The 17,613-nt window shown below is 49.4% G+C and carries 14 protein-coding genes; 7 read left to right on the top strand and 7 right to left on the bottom strand.

Annotation, left to right across the window (positions count from 1 at the left end; genetic code table 11):
• Positions 1–29: 29 nt before the first annotated feature.
• Both WKK33_RS03925 and WKK33_RS03920 read left to right on the top strand, forming a co-directional pair.
• Complete coding sequence (locus WKK33_RS03925; protein ID WP_337569300.1) at positions 30–2,618, top strand: DUF5686 family protein; 2,589 nt, start codon at positions 30–32, stop codon at positions 2,616–2,618.
• A gap of 12 nt (positions 2,619–2,630) precedes the next feature.
• Positions 2,631–3,281 carry a response regulator transcription factor gene (locus tag WKK33_RS03920; protein WP_337746176.1) on the top strand — a complete coding sequence of 217 codons (651 nt, stop codon included), beginning with the start codon at positions 2,631–2,633 and terminating at the stop codon, positions 3,279–3,281.
• A gap of 248 nt (positions 3,282–3,529) precedes the next feature.
• Here the strand turns inward: WKK33_RS03920 and WKK33_RS03915 are convergent, their stop codons facing one another.
• The 6 genes from WKK33_RS03915 to WKK33_RS03890 form a co-directional block, all read right to left on the bottom strand.
• The gene (locus tag WKK33_RS03915) at positions 3,530–6,079 is read right to left on the bottom strand and encodes a hypothetical protein (protein WP_337932573.1); all 2,550 of its coding nucleotides are present in this window, start codon (positions 6,077–6,079) and stop codon (positions 3,530–3,532) included.
• Between the two features lie 204 nt (positions 6,080–6,283).
• Positions 6,284–7,069, bottom strand: a complete 786-nt coding sequence (locus WKK33_RS03910; protein WP_337932572.1) for a GLPGLI family protein — start codon at positions 7,067–7,069, stop codon at positions 6,284–6,286.
• Between the two features lie 110 nt (positions 7,070–7,179).
• Positions 7,180–7,968: a GLPGLI family protein gene (locus tag WKK33_RS03905; RefSeq protein ID WP_337932570.1), complete on the bottom strand. Its 789-nt coding sequence runs from the start codon at positions 7,966–7,968 to the stop codon at positions 7,180–7,182.
• Between the two features lie 205 nt (positions 7,969–8,173).
• Positions 8,174–8,539 carry a DUF3244 domain-containing protein gene (locus tag WKK33_RS03900; protein ID WP_337932568.1) on the bottom strand — a complete coding sequence of 122 codons (366 nt, stop codon included), beginning with the start codon at positions 8,537–8,539 and terminating at the stop codon, positions 8,174–8,176.
• 158 nt (positions 8,540–8,697) lie between these two features.
• Complete coding sequence (locus tag WKK33_RS03895) at positions 8,698–10,305, bottom strand: hypothetical protein (RefSeq protein ID WP_337932566.1); 1,608 nt, start codon at positions 10,303–10,305, stop codon at positions 8,698–8,700.
• 673 nt (positions 10,306–10,978) lie between these two features.
• A complete protein-coding gene (locus WKK33_RS03890) occupies positions 10,979–12,025 on the bottom strand; it encodes a diacylglycerol kinase family protein (RefSeq protein ID WP_287768954.1) in 1,047 nt (348 codons plus the stop codon).
• A gap of 160 nt (positions 12,026–12,185) precedes the next feature.
• Here WKK33_RS03890 and WKK33_RS03885 point away from each other — a divergent pair, with 160 nt between their 5' ends.
• Positions 12,186–13,373, top strand: coding sequence for an aminotransferase class I/II-fold pyridoxal phosphate-dependent enzyme (locus tag WKK33_RS03885; RefSeq protein ID WP_337932588.1), 1,188 nt, complete (start codon positions 12,186–12,188; stop codon positions 13,371–13,373).
• Positions 13,374–13,700: 327 nt separating this feature from the next.
• Here the strand turns inward: WKK33_RS03885 and WKK33_RS03880 are convergent, their stop codons facing one another.
• Positions 13,701–15,038, bottom strand: coding sequence for an NADP-specific glutamate dehydrogenase (locus WKK33_RS03880; protein WP_215760725.1), 1,338 nt, complete (start codon positions 15,036–15,038; stop codon positions 13,701–13,703).
• 398 nt (positions 15,039–15,436) lie between these two features.
• On the opposite strand from WKK33_RS03880, the gene WKK33_RS03875 reads away from it, so the two are divergent.
• The 4 genes from WKK33_RS03875 (at position 15,437) to smpB (ending at position 17,612) form a co-directional block, all read left to right on the top strand.
• Complete coding sequence (locus WKK33_RS03875; protein ID WP_337932565.1) at positions 15,437–15,856, top strand: transcriptional repressor; 420 nt, start codon at positions 15,437–15,439, stop codon at positions 15,854–15,856.
• A 28-nt stretch (positions 15,857–15,884) separates the two neighbouring features.
• On the top strand, positions 15,885–16,445 hold the full coding sequence (locus WKK33_RS03870) for an NADH peroxidase (protein ID WP_215760723.1): 561 nt from the start codon (positions 15,885–15,887) through the stop codon (positions 16,443–16,445).
• Positions 16,446–16,629: 184 nt separating this feature from the next.
• The gene (locus WKK33_RS03865; protein WP_337932563.1) at positions 16,630–17,136 is read left to right on the top strand and encodes a DMP19 family protein; all 507 of its coding nucleotides are present in this window, start codon (positions 16,630–16,632) and stop codon (positions 17,134–17,136) included.
• On the top strand, positions 17,133–17,612 hold the full coding sequence (gene smpB, locus WKK33_RS03860) for an SsrA-binding protein SmpB (RefSeq protein WP_337569667.1): 480 nt from the start codon (positions 17,133–17,135) through the stop codon (positions 17,610–17,612). The genes WKK33_RS03865 and smpB overlap by 4 nt, the downstream gene beginning before the upstream one ends.
• Position 17,613: the final 1 nt, after the last annotated feature.

Genomic DNA, 17,613 nt, shown 5'->3' with positions numbered 1-17,613 from the left:
CTTAACAAGTTTATTCTCAATAGATTACTATGAATAGGTTCAGGATTTTCTCCATGCTATTGCTCCTGGTGCTTGCGATAAGCGTCAAGGCACAGATTAGTGGCGTGGTAATCGACGCACAGTCGGGCGACACCATCTTATACCCCAGCGCGTCGTATAAAGACCATCAGGTGGCCGTGAGCGGAAACGCTTATGGCGAGTACACCATTGCACGTCATAATGGATGGAAACTGGTGTTCTCGGCCGTGGGCTACAAGTCGAAGACCATTGTGGTGAACGCCAACACGCCATCGAAGCTCGACGTGAAGTTGAGTCCCGACACGAGGATGCTGAGCGAGTTTGTGGTGAAGAAGAAACGCAACCGCTACTCGCGAAAAGACAACCCTGCCGTGGAGCTGATGCGTAGGGTCATTGCGGCAAAGAAACGCACCAACCTGCAAAACCACGACTACTACCAATACACGAAGTACCAGAAGCTGACCACGGCCCTCAACGACATCTCGGGAGCCGACATCGACTCGGGCTTCATTGGTAAGCACAAGTGGATGCTCGACCAGGTGGAGATGTGCCCATACAACAACAAACTCATCCTGCCGCTCATTGTCGACGAGACCGTATCGCAGCATATCTTCCGAAAAAATCCCAGAACGGAGAAAGACATCATACAGGGTGAAAACTCGCAAGGCATCAGCCAACTCATCCAGACGGGCGACATCATCACGGTGGCCACAAAGGATGTATTTACCGATGTCGACATCTACGACGACCAGGTGCGACTGTTGCAATATCCCTTCACGTCGCCCATCGGAAAAGATGCCATAGCCTTTTACCGCTATTACATCCAAGACACGGTGTATGTGGACCGCGACCTCTGCTACCATTTGGAGTTCATGCCCAACAACCAGCAGGATTTCGGATTTAGGGGCGAACTCTACATCTTGGCCGATTCCACGCTTCATGTGAAGAAGTGCAACCTCACCATTCCCAAGCGGAGTGACGTCAACTTTGTGGATAACTTGCAGATCAAGCAAGAGTACACCCGCTTGCCCAATGGCGAATGGGCCCTGAGCGTCGACGACATGATTGTTGAGATGTCGCTCATGAAGTTTCTCACCAAAGCGGTGGTCATACGCACCACGCGTCTTACCGACTATGCCTTCGACGAATTGCCCAAGGTGCTCTTCAAGGGAAAGGCGAAGGAGAAACGGGAGGCCAACGCGCTGATGCGCGACGAGAACTTCTGGAACCAGTATCGATCGGTGGAGCTAACCAAGTCGGAGAGTTCCATGGACGCCTTCATCCATCGGTTGGAACAAATCAGGGGCTTTAAGTATATCATCTTTGGTGCCAAGGCCTTGATAGAAAACTTTGTGGAGACGGGCGACGAGAACCACCCCAGCAAGTTCGACATCGGTCCGATCAACACCATCATCTCGAAAAACTTCATCGACGGCTACCGCACACGTATCAGCGGACAGTCGACGGCCAACCTCAACAAGCATTGGTTCTTCTCGGGCTATTATGCGCGCGGATGGCACTCCAAGAAAAACTATTATAAAGGTGAGGTGACCTATTCGTTCAACAAGAAGGACTATCTGCCACGAGAGTTCCCGAAACGCACGTTGACGCTCACGTCTACCTATGACATCATGTCGCCCTCCGATAAGTTTGTCCATACCGATAAGGATAATGTGTTTACCGCATTCAAGTGGACCAAGGTCGACAAGATGATGTTCTACAACCGCCAGCAACTGCAGTTCGAGTATGAGCAGGAGTGGGGCCTGAAGACCACGCTGGGCATTAAGGCTGAGGAGAACGAGGCCGCGGGCATGCTGGCCTTCAACCCCCTGAATAGCGGAACCGACTTTGTGGTACCCGACAATGTGAAGGCGGGCGACTTGCTGCACAATGGCAAGATTCGCACCACGGAGTTGAGCTTGCAGTTCCAGTTGGCTCCTGGCCGCACCTACATAAATACCAAACAGCGCCGTCTGCCCATCAACCTCGACGCTCCGGTCTTTACGCTCGGCCACACGCTCGGCTTGAAGAACTTCCTGGGTGGCGACTACAACTACAACTTCACCGAGGCTGCCATCTACAAGCGCTTCTGGATGAAGAGTTGGGGAAAGATCGACGTCTACCTCAAGGCGGGCGCCCAATGGAACAAGGTGCCCTATCCGTTGCTCATCATGCCGGCTGCCAACCTGAGCTACATCGTTGAGGACGAGACGTTCAACTTGATCAACAACATGGAGTTTCTCAACGACCGATACGCCAGCCTCGACGCCAGTTGGGACCTCAACGGAAAGATCTTCAACCGTATACCTTTGCTCAAGAAGCTGAAGTGGCGCGAGTATATTGGCGTGAAATGCCTGTGGGGAAACCTTACCGACAAGAACAACCCGCTCCTGGCGCAAAACGCGGGCGATGGCGTGCTGATGGCCTTCCCAGAGGGTTGCTATGTCATGGACCCCAAGCGCCCCTACGTGGAGTGGGTAGCCGGTATCCATAACATCTTCAAGATTCTGCATGTGGAGTATGTGCATCGTTGCAACTACACCTACCTGCCTACCAGCAAGCGCAACGGCATCCGTTTTATGCTTCGTCTGACCTTCTAAGCCAAAAAGCAAATGGCAACGACAAGAAACGTGATATTGGCCGACCGACAAGACATTACGCGTGCCGGCCTCATGTATGTCCTTGCTGGTTTTGCTGACGTAGACATTACGTATGCCGACGATAAGGCAGCGCTCATACAAGCGTTGGCTGAGAAGCCAGAGGGCGTCGTGATATTGGACTATACCTTGTTTGATTTGGATGGTCCCGAGGAACTCTTCATTCTCAGCCAGCGCTTTAGGCTTGTGCAATGGTTGCTGTTTAGCGAAGAGCTCAGTCTCGACTTCGTGCGGGTGGTCATTGCGGAAGGAAGCCAGTATGGCCTCCTTCTCAAAGACTCGTCGCTCGGAGAGATTAGGGCGGCCATCAACGCTACACTTGGCCACCGGCGCTTCATCTGCCAACACATGGCGGAGCTCCTCCTGTCGCCCGAGCCCGACCATCGCGAGGAGGTGAACCTAACCAAGACCGAGACGGAGGTGCTCAAGGATATAGCGCTCGGACTGACCACAAAGGAGATAGCCAGCAAACGCTTCTCAAGCTTTCACACCATCAACACCCACAGGAAGAACATCTTCAGGAAGTTGGGGGTCAACAATGCCCATGAGGCCACCAAGTATGCCTTGAGGGCAGGCTTGGTCGACTCGGCCGAGTATTACATCTAACCCTACTCACCATTCTTCTCATCGTTTGATGATGCCTGTGTCGGTGTCGTTGAGGTTCATGTGCTTTTCCGCAGCCTGATGCTTCTTGCCATAGCTGATGCGCCACGATGCGTTGAGCACCAGTTTGTTTTCTCAGTCCTTGTTGTAACTTGTGGTGAGTTTGTGCATGTTGCGGTCGATGACTTCCGACTCGTATGCCTTATAGGGCCGTCTGACATTTGTCAGACCCTCTATCTGGTAAACCCGTGTCAGAGCGAGAAGCTAACCTCCAGCATAAATTCTCTGGGACGTAGGCTGTTTACCGTGTATTGAATGGTCGACGAGTACACCATGTTGCGCTCATACTTCTTCGAGCCAAAAATATTGTTGGCCATGAAGCTTATTTCGTATCGCTTATGCGTGTAGGTGCATTTTAGGTCGGAGAAGTAGGTGTGGCTTACGCTATGGTCGTTGCTGTGGTATAGCTCATGGGTCCAGGCGAAAAGGAAGTTGCCGGGCATGAAATTCATCGTGAGGTTGTGCTTGAACGATCTCAAAGGCGACGAGCTAAGCGACCGAAACGTCTTGTTGGTGTACTTAGATTCGTGGAAGGTCGACTTGCCCTCTAAGGAGAACCAAGGGGTGGGTATAAACGCCACCTGAAACTTGGCCGAGTAGTTGTCAACATGGCCATCGGCTACCTGCTCAGAAATCCACGCCTTGTAATCGTGCCTCATGGCGTCTGCGCCTATCGTCATCGTCAACTTGCCATAGCCAAAAGCCTTGCTCAGTTCGGCCGACGCCAAAACCTGCCTGTTGTTGGCTTTCTGAGGGGTCGCCACTATGCTATAAATGTTATTTTCGTATCGATACCCAAACAAGGGCACATCGTTTATGAGCGTGTAGCTTCCCCTTGCGTTAAAGAACAAGCCTATGTTGGGATTCGAATACTCGAGCTTGCCGTCAACGTTGTCGTAGCTTATGAAACACAGCTTGCCATTGCCCTCGATCCTTGTGGCGTAGCTTCTGTAATAGGCCAACGGCAAGCAGTTGCCAACACCATAACAGCTCTTTTGGTGGGAATAGTTGAAAAGCAAAGACAAGTAGCCGCTGCATTGGTAGCCCAACGAAACGTAAGGTGAAACGAACGCCTGATGCTCCTTTGCGCCACCCAGACGATAGGAGGAAACGTAGACGGGCAATGAGCATGACAAGCGCAAACCATTTTTTTCCATGCTCATACGAGGGGTCAGCTTGAGCTCTGCTTGCTGATAGCTCACCTTGTCATGGTCGTTGAGTTCGAAATCATCTCGATGATACTTCATCTGTGCGTCGTAGGATATATACATGCCCCAAACACGATGTCTGAAACGTGTGCTTATCAAGGACGATAAGGTGTTGACGTTTAGGCTCTGGGGCACAGAGTCGCTCAGCGTCAACAGTTTACCCGGAAGGTATAGATAGTCGAACGAGGCATTCACATCCACACTTTTATTGTTCCTAAACTTCTTGATAACGCTAAACTCGTCACGCAAGTGTCGCTTGCGAGGCTCCACCGCTTGCCTGGTGTTGGTGCCATTTAGGATGGTGTTTGCGAACGATTCGTTCCAGTTGATAGACGTTTTCAGCACATTGTTTACATACAAGCTGTCTTTGTTTTCCTTATACTGCAATTCCACATCCATCTCCCTGCGATATAAGTTGGCATGGGTTTCTTCTGTCATGATGGGCAGATTATTGATGTTTGTAAACGTGGTAATGTCTTTTTTGTAACCAATGGTTTTGTCAAAGAGATAAGTGCCCTGAAGACGAAGTTCCGCCTTGCGCTTTGTCTTAAACAGCCAGTTGGTTGCGGCTATGTGCGTATTGTTAAAATTATACCTTCCCAAACTAATGTTGGGAGCACTAAGCCCAATATTATCCACCCAACCTTTGTTGTCGCTTTCCAGTTGCGACGAGGAGGTCAAGTCTCTTATCTCGTGCTGGATGTCCTTTCCGGCATTGTTCGATTTATGCATGGTAAGGCTCTGGTGATTGTGGCCAAACAGCATTGCGATTATTCGTGTATTCCGCAGAAAGTCTTCGCCTATGCCCTTCGGGGTAGAGGCTCCCATGCCAATCTCCGCCATTCCGTTGAGCACTTCCTTGGCGTCGTCTTCCAACACCAGGTTTATCGCAGCCTGGTTGGAAAACTGTATGCCCTTGAGCGCCTTTATCGACTGATGGTTGCGAAACACTTCCACTTTCTTCACCTTCTTTGCCGACAGATTTTCGGAAGCCATAGAATACTTCTTCCCCAGAAGATCCATTCCTTCAATGTAAAAGTTGTTGATGGGCTTTCCTTGGTACGTAATGGTTCCCTTTTCCGACACCGCCAACCCTGGCATCTTGGCAATTACGTCGGCTATGCTGCGGTCTTGCTTGTGGCGAAATCCTGCAACCGAATAAACAAGCGTGTCGCTCTTCTGCTGGAGGCGCTTGCTTTTAATCTCCACTTCCCTGAGGCTTATGGCGTTGGGGGTCAAATATATGGTCTCGCCATTCTTGAATAGGCCAATGGGTACGCTCTTTGGGGTGTAACCCAAATAGGTCACCTGGAGCTTTGCCGCGTTGGTTCCCTTAGGCGTTGTTAACGAAAAGCCACCGTTCTCCTTGGTGTTCATAAACGTCAGCGGGTTCCCTGAACGATCCATGAGCACTACCGACGCACAATCCAACGGCTTATGCGTCATTGAGTCTTTCACGAATCCTGTTAGCTCTTGGGCCTGAACAGCAATCATGACAAACAACAAAAGGAATAGTGCAGATATCTTCTTCATGCGATTGTTCTTTTCAGGGGTGTCCTATCAATTAGCTTTGTCGGTTTTTCGAAGCTCTTTTTGGGGTCATAGCGTCAGCGAGTGAGGCGGCATAGTGGGCTGTGAGACCGAACAGGATGGCACTATGAGCCGAAAAGAGGCCGAAAGATGGCCAACCGTAACCCTTTATAAGAAATGTTTTGCTGTGTTTTTTTTGACGCCGCCTTAATAGTATTCTTTGAGGCAGGCCACCCGTGATTTTGGTTTAAACCCAAGAATTATCCTTTTTATTCCTACGGCCTTGCTATATGATTCATAATTGCTTTCTTCCAGTTTTCGCAAATTTTGCACTTTCTGCGGAGTGGATTTGATTGCTTTCTTAAAGTCTACTTGCATGGGCGTGTTCAAGTTGTCCTTAATTTCTATACACTCAAACGAGAACTGGTTTTTCTGGTCTTTGGCGGCAAGGATCATGCCCGGTAACCCTTGCAGTTTCCAGGGGCCGTCATGAATAGGGATGTCAAAGGTGAACCACGCGTACCACGTGCGCCCCCGATAGGTGCATTTTGCTCTTTTGCAAGGGTGGGAAACGATCACCGTGTCTCCAGAAAGGAGTTGCCAGTCGAATTGGGAGATGGGTTCCTCGTATAAAAAATACTTGTACAGAAAAGTGATTATCGTCTGCTTGTCCTTCGTGGGGTAGTGCTTGATGTCTCTTTCGAAATACTGACTAAACGGACCTTGCTGGGCAAGATAGTCGTTCGCGGTGCCACCTTCGGCTTTCACTTTTTCCCACAGCTTATCGTTGTCCTCCTCCCATCTGCTATAACAGTAAGACACGCTGTCGCCTATGTCCACACTCAATTCATCGTCATACTGTTTCGATGACTCAGTTGTTGTTCCCTTTATGACGTAAGAAAACCGAACGCGAACCGTGTCGATGGTTTTCTTCTGGGCGCAGCATGGAATCGAAAGCAGCATACCTAAAAGTAAGATATAAAATAACTTCATGGTTTCGTGGTTATGGTTTACGATTAAAGATGGGACCTGTCTAACAAGTAGGGAGGCCAAGGCTTGCTTGGGTTATGTCGTGGCAAGAAAACGTGGGATGAAATCCTACCTTAATAGTATTCTTTGAGGCAGGCCACCCGTGATTTGGGTTTACTTCCCCAAATTATCCCTTTGAGTCCCACCGCCTTATCAAACGCCTCTGGATTGCTTTCATCCAGTATTCGCAAATATTGCACTTTTTGTGGAGTGGATTTGATAGTTTTCTTAAAGTCTACTTCCATGGGCGTGTTCAAGTTGTCCTTAATTTCGATACATTCAAACGAGAACTGGTTCTTCTGGTCTTTGGCGGCAAGGATCATGCCTGGTAAACCTTGCAGTTTCCAGGGGCCGTCATGAATTGGGATGTCAAAGGTGAACCACGCGTACCACGTGCGCCCCCGATAGGTGCATTTTGCTCTTTTGCAAGGGTGGGAAACGATCACCGTGTCTCCAGAAAGGAGTTGCCAGTCGAATTGGGAGATGGGTTCCTCGTATAAAAAATACTTGTACAGAAAAGTGATTATCGTCTGCTTGTCCTTCGTGGGGTAGTGCTTGATGTCTCTTTCGAAATACTGACTAAACGGACCTTGCTGGGCAAGATAGTCGTTCGCGGTGCCACCTTCGGCTTTCACTTTTTCCCACAGCTTATCGTTGTCCTCCTCCCATCTGCTATAACAGTAAGACACGCTGTCGCCTATGTCCACACTCAATTCATCGTCATATTGCGATTCAGAAGTCTCAGATAATGTTCCCTTTATGGCATAAGAAAACCGCACGCGAACTGTGTCGATGGTTTTCTTCTGGGCGCAGCAAGGTAACGGAAGCAGCATTCCTAAAAGTAAGATATAAAATAACTTCATCCTTTCGTGGTTGTTGGTTTATACTTAAAGATGGAGCCTATCTAACAAGTAGGTAGGCTCCATCCACTTGATCTAATTACTTTTTGCAATCTTCAAGCATTTTGTCATACGCTTCCTTAATCTGCTTATCCGTTGCCTTTCCTTCAATGAGAGTGTTAGGAACTTTGTCACAAGGAGAGATAACGATGGTCGCTCCAACACATTATTATGCAACTTTTTCGATATGAAGCTTCCCTTCGTAGATATTATCATTAAGAGAGACTGCTAATGTATAGTCGCCTTGAGGACAACAAGAAACATCTATAGCAATTGTGCCATGAGAGGCTATTTCTGCTTGCTCGGTAAGTAAAATGTTACCACTCACATCATAAATGTAAACAACGAATACACCATTATAATTATGAATATTTATGGTAACCGTTTCGGCATTGCAACTTGCTTCAACCCGTAATGCGGAAGGCATCCTTGCACCTTCACGAGGTGTTGTGGTCTTAGCCTTGATATCAATTTGGTTAGCCTTACAAGGTATCCAAAGCATCAATAACATAATAACTATATAAAACTTCTTCATACTTTTTAGGGATTACGCTGCAAAGTTAGGGGATTTAGCGGTTGCCTCCAAATTTTGCATGTCTATTTCGTTCATTTTACCCATATTGCATCTTGCTGATTTCCAGTGTGTTACTCGGTTGCTTAAAAACGGGATGTCTATTTCGACGGAAAACAAGGTCAGAATGTTGCTATAAAGTCTCTCAGTGAGCCTTTGTTGCTTCCATCTATGCCCACCTTGGCCTTATAAACGAACAGTCTTTGGCGAATTGATTTCTCGCTGATGCCATAGATCAATCCCATAGCCTTTGCCGACATGCCGAGTCTCAACAACATCATGAACTTGATGTCCTCATTGCTTAATGACGGAAAGCTTTGTTGCAACCTCGTGACAAAATCTCCTTCAATATTGTCTACAAACAAGCGAATTTCTTCCCAGTCCTCATCAGTAAGCACAACAGGCTTTACTCTATTTCCTCTTATCTTATCGATCTTTTCTGCCGTATCGATCTTTTTTAAGAGATAGCGGCGCATGGTGGTTATCTGAATTTCCTTATGCCTGATTTCTTCCTTATGCATTTTCTCTTTCATCGCCTTTTCCTTCTCCTGGGTTTGAATTTTCATTTTAACCCTACTTTTGTATTGCCTATACGAATAAACAATCATGGCTATCATTGTAAACGACAAAATGGCCAAAAGAACCAAAAGCCACGTTAAGAAGCGCGCTCTTCCTTCCGTTATGCCTTTCTCGTATTGGCTTTTCACAAACGACTCGTAGTATTTTTCTTTGTAGACCAATTGGTCGCCATACATCTTTTCGATGTAAAAGTACGCCGAGTCGGCTTCCTCACAAGCCTTTCCGTAGTTGTGCTCTTTCATGGAAGCCCTATGCCTTAAATAATAAATAAGGTACCGTTCGGCAGGATCGTTCGTGTCAATACGCTTCAAGATACGCTTGCATTGGTCTATGGAGCCCGTGTTGAGATAGGCCCAAGCCAAATTGAGCGTCTTTGAATTGTCGACGTAAGAATTAAACTCGCACGCTTTTATGGCGTTTTCCAAAGCCCCCTGATAATTATCCTCTTTTCTTAGGATTACCGATAGGTTTTGGCATGTGTTGGAAATAGTGTTGGAATCGCCACTTGTTACCGCCATTGCAAGAGCTTCGTTTCCGTATTTTCTCGCAGCCTCCATACTGTCGGCAAACATATAAGTAAGGCTTACATTCATCTTATAGTAAATGCTGTTCGACATTTTCCTGTTTCGAATGGAAGCGTAAGTCCTGTCGGCTTCTTTGGCATACGCTATAGCCTTCAGGGGTTCGGAGTTGACTTTGATTTTTGACAACTTTTCCAAGCCAAGGCATTGGGTATATTGGTCGCCACACGTTTGAGCCGCCTTAATTGATTTCTGAAAACAATCGATGGCTTTCTCGCTACTGTCGTTCAGCATATAATACTTGCCCATATAGTATTGGCACTTGGCGTACAGCGAGTCATCCGGCTTGTCGTCATAATACGCATAAGCCACACGGAGGAGCGAGTCGTCGTCGACGTCCCATCCGCTTTTGTCCTGCGCTATGGTATAAACAAGCGCATAGCGAGCCGTTTCGTGGCCAAGCCGCTCGTTACTGATGCCGCTGAGCAATGCCAATGCGCTATCGGGGTCGGTATCGACCAGACCATAGGCCCTATCGATGGTCCGGCTATAGTTTCTTCCGCAGTTCGTAAGGACAAATAGCAAAAGACCTAACGGTATTAACGTGGTGATTATTTTAAGGTTCTTCATGGTTAGTGCTTTTTGCAAAAATAATGAAATAAATGAAATGATGCAAATGTTTTCCGTTTTTTTTGATTAACAAAATGATGCGCAGAGCGTAGATAATGCCATTGCCTCTGTCAGGTTTTTTAACCCAAAAGGTTGTAGGATTTACGGTTAAATTAGCGACCGAAAAAGCCGTTTCTATCAGGGGAAAGATCGAAAATGCGAGCAGCGAATGGGCGTTAGGCATGTATCGAGTGGCGAAAGGGCATCTTTCGAAGTGCGATAAACCATCTTTCGAAGTGCGATAAACCATCTTTCGCAGCGCGGTTAGGAAGGTATCGCAATGCGGTTAGGCATGTATCGCCTGGTGAAAGACGCCTAACCGCAGAGCGAATGAAGAAATGCGGGGTGCCGAATATGCAACGGAGGTTACAATGTGCTGAATGTCAAGTGGTTGCAAAAATGTGCTGAGAATTGCGTATTTGCGCCCAATATTTCCGTGAAAGAAAAGAAATATGTAGTTTGGTGTATAGATTGTTGCGATATTTGGATGAATAATGATGAGAAAGGCCATGCGGCAACAAAAGTATAAAAAGCAGCCCACGGCTCCCCACAGGATAAGAAACACGAACGCTGGTATAAGCCCACCGTCCACCATTGGGCACCTCTCGCCTCGGCTCAACTCAGAGCAGCCACGTTAGTTGAGCCCGGGCAGGTTGCGCTCAATCATTCGCTGGATGAGCTTTACCAGTCGCACACCCCTTCGCGTTTGCGAGAACACATCGTGGCGGATGGCGCTGAGGTCATTAAACAACTCACAAGTGGTGGTTTGCAGCATGTTGGGCTGGCGTTGGCGCTTGTCGCCATCGGGGTTGACGATGATCTTGATGCCATTCTCCTCAATGCGCACGTCGATGTCCTCGCCTGTCATGACCGGCTCGCCGTCGTAGTGGATAACGCCAGGGTGGGAGCGATGGATATGGAGGTAGCGCGTGCGGAAACTCTTAATCTTGGAACTCATGTCGAGCGTCTTGCTAAACATGTCGATGGCTATCTGGGGCGCCTCGAGAATGTCGAAAGGCTCCATGATGACAATATCCATCAGCCCGTCGCTCATCGACGCCTGTGGGGCGATATAAGCGTTGTTGCCGTATTGCGACGCATTGGCGCAGGAGATGAGAAACGCCTTGTAGTTGGTGCTGATGCCGTCGGCGTCGACCTCGTAGGTCTCGGGCTTGTACTTGGTGCCCTCCTCAAGTATTTTTTGCAGATAGGTGATGGGACCTCGCTTGCCGGCCTCGGCGAACTTCTGGCTGACAAAAGCGTCGAAGCCCACACCGCAGGTGCAGAAGAACGGATACTCGTTGATGATGCCGTAGTCGAGTTCGTGCACCTCGTAACGGTTAATGATCTCAATGCATTTGCGCACATTGAGCGGCAGCAACAGGTGACGGGCCAATCCGTTGCCCGACCCACAAGGAATGATGCCCAGCGCCGTGTTGGAGTGGACGATGCCCCGCGCCACCTCGTTGACGGTGCCATCGCCGCCGATGGCCACCACCACATCTACACCCTCCACGCTGGCGTCGCGTGCTATCGAGGCCGCGTGACCGGCATACTTCGTCTCCACGATGCGGTACTCATACTGGTCGTGGTCGAGATACGCTTCGATGGCCTCCGGTATGCGCGCCTTGCTGGCAGCGCCCGATATGGGATTGATGATAAAAAGGATGCGTTTCTTCATATTGCAAAATTAGTGCATTTTTTATGAATAGGCGATTTTTGACGTCTATTTTTAGTCTACAAATACGATTTCTCTGTTTTTTATCACCCAACTGAAAAAAAATGATTATCTTTGTAGCCTAAATGTATAACTCGTAGATTTTCTACACCTATTATTAATGATGGGACAATTACAAGAAAGATACAAGAACTACCGTGAGCCTCAGAAGTTTATGGAGGCTGGAGTTTATCCTTATTTCAGAGAGATCACCAGCAAGCAGGGCCCTGTTGTGACCATGGGAGGCCATAAGGTCTTGATGTTTGGAAGCAACGCTTATACAGGTCTTACTGGCGACGACCGCGTGATCGAGGCAGCCAAGAAGGCGCTCGAAAAGTATGGCTCAGGATGTGCCGGAAGCCGTTTCCTGAACGGAACGCTCGACATCCACGTGCAACTGGAGAAGGAGCTCGCCGAGTTTGAGCACAAGGAGGACGCCCTCTGCTTCTCTACTGGTTTCTCTGTCAACTCAGGTGTCATTCCCGCGGTGGTGGGACGTGGCGACTACCTTATCTGCGACGACCGCGACCACGCATCGATCGTTGATGGCCGCCGCTTGAGCTTTGCCACACAGCTGCACTACAAGCACAACGATATGGCCGACCTGGAGCGCGTGTTGGCCAAGCTGCCGCAGGAGGCCGTGAAGCTCATTGTGGTCGATGGAGTGTTCTCTATGGAGGGCGACCTGTGCAATCTGCCCGCCATCGTGGAGCTGAAGCATAAGTACAACTGCTCGATCATGGTCGACGAGGCGCATGGCTTGGGCGTGTTTGGTGAGCAGGGCCGCGGCGTTTGCGACCATTTCGGACTGTCGGACGAGGTGGACCTCATCATGGGTACCTTCTCAAAGAGTATGGCTTCGATCGGTGGTTTCATCGCCAGCGACAAGGATACCATCAACTATCTGCGCCACACCTCACGCACCTATATCTTCTCGGCCAGCGACACGCCTGCCGCTACGGCTGCCGCCATTGAGGCTCTTCACATCATCAAGAACGAGCCGGAGCGCCTGAAGCACCTGTGGGACGTGACCCATTACGCCTTGGAGCGTTTCCGCGAGGAGGGCTTTGAGATTGGCGAGACAGAGAGCCCAATCATCCCGCTCTATGTGCGCGACATCAACAAGACGTTCTTGGTGACAAAGCTCGCCTTCGACGCTGGTGTGTTCATCAACCCCGTTATCCCGCCTGCTTGCGCTCCGCAAGACACGCTCGTTCGCTTCGCCTTGATGGCGTCGCACTCGAAAGAACAAGTGGAGGAGGGTGTGCAGGTGCTGAAGAAGATCTTCGTAGAACAAGGCATCATCAAGTAAAAAAACAAATAATCGCCATGTCTCACAAAGGGGCATGGCTTTTTTGTGCCCTCATATTGCCTAACATTCCGATGGGGGCGGGCTCTTTCTTCCAGCCTCAATCGGACTGTATATTTCAACCCGAATCGGTCATCAGATTTTAATTCTTGTTAGCGTTTGTTTCGAGCAGGTGTTTCGGCTTGCGCTTTGAAGGCTTGGCCATCAACAGACAACTACCTATATACGAAAAGCCGCATCCAGATCATGGAATGCGGCTTTTCGATGAATGGGGGAGGATGGCCATTGGTGGCCAACCACCCTCTGCGTGTTTGTGTTGATGTTTTGTTGTTAGAATACGCCCTGTGTCATCATGGCCTTGGCCACCTTCAGGAAGCCGGCCACATTGGCACCCTTCACATAGTTGATGTAGCCATCGGGCTGCGTGCCATATTTCACACATTCGGCGTGAATCTCGTTCATGATGCTATGCAACTTGGCGTCGACCTCCTCGCGGCTCCACTTCAGGCGCTCTGAGTTTTGCGTCATCTCCAATCCCGACACGGCCACACCACCGGCGTTGCTGGCCTTGCCCGGGCAATAGAGGATCTTGGCGTCTTGGAACACCTTGATGGCCTCGGGGGTAGAAGGCATGTTGGCACCCTCGCTTACGGCAATCACGCCGTTCTTCACCAGCGCCTCGGCCGCCTCGCCATTGATCTCGTTCTGTGTGGCGCAAGGTGTAGCGATGTCGGCCTTCTCAAACCAAGGCTTGGCGCCTGCCACATACTTGGCTGAGGGATATTCCTCTACATACTCCTTGATGCGGCCTCGCTCCACGTTCTTTAGTTCCATGATGTAGGCCAACTTCTCCTCGTCGATGCCGTCGGGGTCGTAGATGTAGCCATCCGAATCGGAACAGGTGAGCGGCTTGGCACCCAACTGGAGCAACTTCTCGAGGGTGTACTGAGCAACGTTACCAGCGCCGGAAACGAGGACCGTCTTACCCTTGAGGTCGATGCCGCGTGTCTTCAGCATGTTCTCCAAGAAGTAGACATTGCCGTAGCCTGTGGCCTCAGGACGGATGAGCGAACCGCCAAACTCCTGGCCTTTACCCGTGAGGATGCCCACAAACTGGTGGGTTAGAGCCTTATATTGGCCAAACATGTAGCCTACCTCGCGGCCGCCTACGCCAATGTCGCCAGCGGGAACATCGCAGTCGGGCCCAATATAATGCCAAAGCTCGCGCATGAAGGCCTGGCAGAAACGCATGACCTCACCCGTCGACTTGCCGCGGGGCGAGAAGTCGGAACCACCCTTGGCGCCACCCATCGGCAGCGTGGTGAGCGAGTTTTTGAAGGTTTGCTCGAAAGCCAAGAACTTAAGGATGCTCTCGTTGACGGAAGCGTGGAAACGAAGACCACCCTTGTACGGGCCAATGGCGTTGTTGTGCTGAACGCGGTAACCATTGTTGGTCTGCACGTTGCCTTTGTCGTCGATCCAGTTCACGCGGAACTTGATGATACGGTCGGGAATGCACAAACGCTCAATGAGGTTCTCACGGTCAAACTCGGGGTGCTTGTTGTACTCATCCTCGATGGTGCCCAGCACCTGACTAACGGCCTGGATGTACTCGGGCTGGCCAGGATAGACCTGTTGCAATCTTTCTACTACTTCCGATGCTTTCATAATGTGTTGTATTGGTTGTTGTTGTGACGATCCTGAATTGCAGAATGCCGACGACTCGACAGTTTTACAATGGGTTGTCTATCTAATTGTTTGTTTCCGGTTGCAAAGATAAAGTGTTTCTTGCAAAAAACCTACAAAAAGACATCTTTTTTTGCGTAAAACAGTAAAAAATGAAAGAAACAGGCTTTTGGGAGATTCTTCGGTGTGTGCGAAAACAAACCGTTAGGAACCTACACCTTATTATATATAGATAGTCCATGCGCCCATTAGAAGTTGGAAGGGAATAAATATTATTTTTATTATTAACTTGAAATAATTACAGAATTGTTTGGAGATATAAAAACAATTCACTATCTTTGCAACTGTAATCAAGAAAATAGAACAAAGAGCAAACAGACATGAGACAAGAAGCCTACGACAGGTTAGTGGAATGCGGGCTGCGCCCTTCTGTGCAACGCTTGGCGATAATGGAATTCTTGCAAACCCATCGCACCCATCCCACGGTGGAGGATGTGTTTCAGGGAATAGTGAGGGAAATTCCGACCTTGAGTCGCACAACCGTGTACAACACGCTTCGGTTGCTGTCGGAGCACCGTGCAGCACAGATGATAACCATCGACGACCATCGCGTGTGTTATGACGGCGACGTTCACCCACATGTGCATTTCTTCTGCCGCGAGTGTGGAAAGGTGTTCGACCTGATGAACGAGGAGGTGCCCGCAATCGACGCTCCGAGGAAGGTGGATGGTCACATTGTCGACGAGGCTCAAGTTTATTACAAGGGAATATGCAGGGACTGCGCGTCGCGCAGAAACTGATTACTTACCATACAAAAACAAAAACATTATGAAGAAGAAGTTTATTTGCACCGTATGCGGATACATCCACGAGGGTGAGACCGCTCCTGAGAAGTGCCCTATCTGTGGCGCTCCCGCCAGTAAGTTTACTGAGTTGACAGAGGATACACTCCCTGAGTTTGCAGCCGAGCACAAGTTGGGCGTTGCCTTGGAGGAAGGCGTTCCCGCTGAGCTGCTGAAGCATTGCCGCGCTACCTTCGCTGGCGAGTGTGCCGAGGTGGGCATGTATCTGGCTATGGCTCGCCAGGCCGATCGTGAGGGTTATCCTGAGATTGCCCGCGCTTTTGAGCGCTACGCCATGGACGAGGCTGGACACGCCGCTCGCTACGCTGAATTCCTGGGCCGCAGCATCCTGCACGACACCAAGACCAATGTGGAGGTGCGCATGGCTGCAGAGAAGGGCGCCACAGCCGACAAGTTTGAGGCTGCCAAGCTGGCTAAGGCCAACAACCTCGACGCTCTGCACGATAGCATTCATGAGATGGCACGCGACGAGGCTCGCCACTCTGCTGGTTTCATGGGCCTCTACAAGCGCTATTTCCAGAAGTAAATGCGTGTGTGGCTCAATAAGAGCTAAAAAAACATGATAGGGAAGGGTGATTGCTACGAAAGGCAGTCGCCCTTTCTTGGTTTCATGGCGTTCCTGCAATTCCGTCATTTACAACGTTTTTGCGACATAATGATTGATTTTCAACTTTTTGATGTATCTTTGCAAAACAAACAAAACAAGGAATATGAAAGCGGTAGTGGTTAAAGATACAGACCTGCAAAAGGCTGCAGGAGAAGGAATGGATGCTTTTATCCAAGTGTTTACAGACGCCATACATCATGCGATCGGTGGAGAACTCAACGCAGAAAACATGCAAGATCTCAACGCCGACCAAATAACCCTGTTGGCCTATATCGCCTTGCGCGACGAGGTGATGGATGGCGGATTTGTACAACTCATCCACAACGGATACGGCCCGTTCTTCTTTAAGAACCCATTCGATAGGGCCATGCGCAACTGGGGAATACACGACCTTTATAAGCTCATCAACAAATGTCATCGCTACTACAACATCTACCACGAGGAGATTGAAGCCGATTGCACACAGGAGGAGTTTGACGCGCTCTACGAGCAGTTCCCATGCTTCGACGACTTCGACGACACGTTCGTGGAGTATGAGGAGGAATTCACATCGGCCGTGGCACACTACGTTGACGAGCACACCGAACAATTTGCACACATCGAGAAATGAACAAAGAGCAACAGGAAATCAGGAAAAAAAGTCCTGTACAAATAAGAAATAAGAAAGCTTCGTTCGAGTATTACTTTATCGACACCTATACGGCAGGAATCGTGCTGACAGGTACCGAGATAAAGTCGATACGCAACGGAAAGGCGTCGTTGGTGGACAGTTTCTGCTTCATCAACAACGGCGAGATATGGGTAAAAGGCATGAACGTCAGCCCTTATTTCTATGGGTCGTACGCCAATCATGTAGCCAAGAGAGACCGAAAATTGCTGCTTAACAAACGCGAGATCCGACGACTCATGGAAGACACAAAGGCCGTGGGATTCACCATTGTGCCCGTCCTGTTGTTTATCGACGAGAAAGGACGAGCCAAACTCGACATAGCCTTGGCGCGAGGAAAGAAGGAGTATGACAAGCGACAGACGCTTAAAGAGAAGGAAGACCGACGTGAGATGGACCGCGCCATCAAGCACTTCTAAT

It is taken from the genome of Hallella sp., from assembly GCF_037460745.1.
GTDB classification, from domain to species: domain Bacteria; phylum Bacteroidota; class Bacteroidia; order Bacteroidales; family Bacteroidaceae; genus Prevotella; species Prevotella faecis.
The sequence above is the reverse complement of the archived record's forward strand: the minus strand, read 5'-3'. Positions and strand labels throughout refer to the sequence as shown.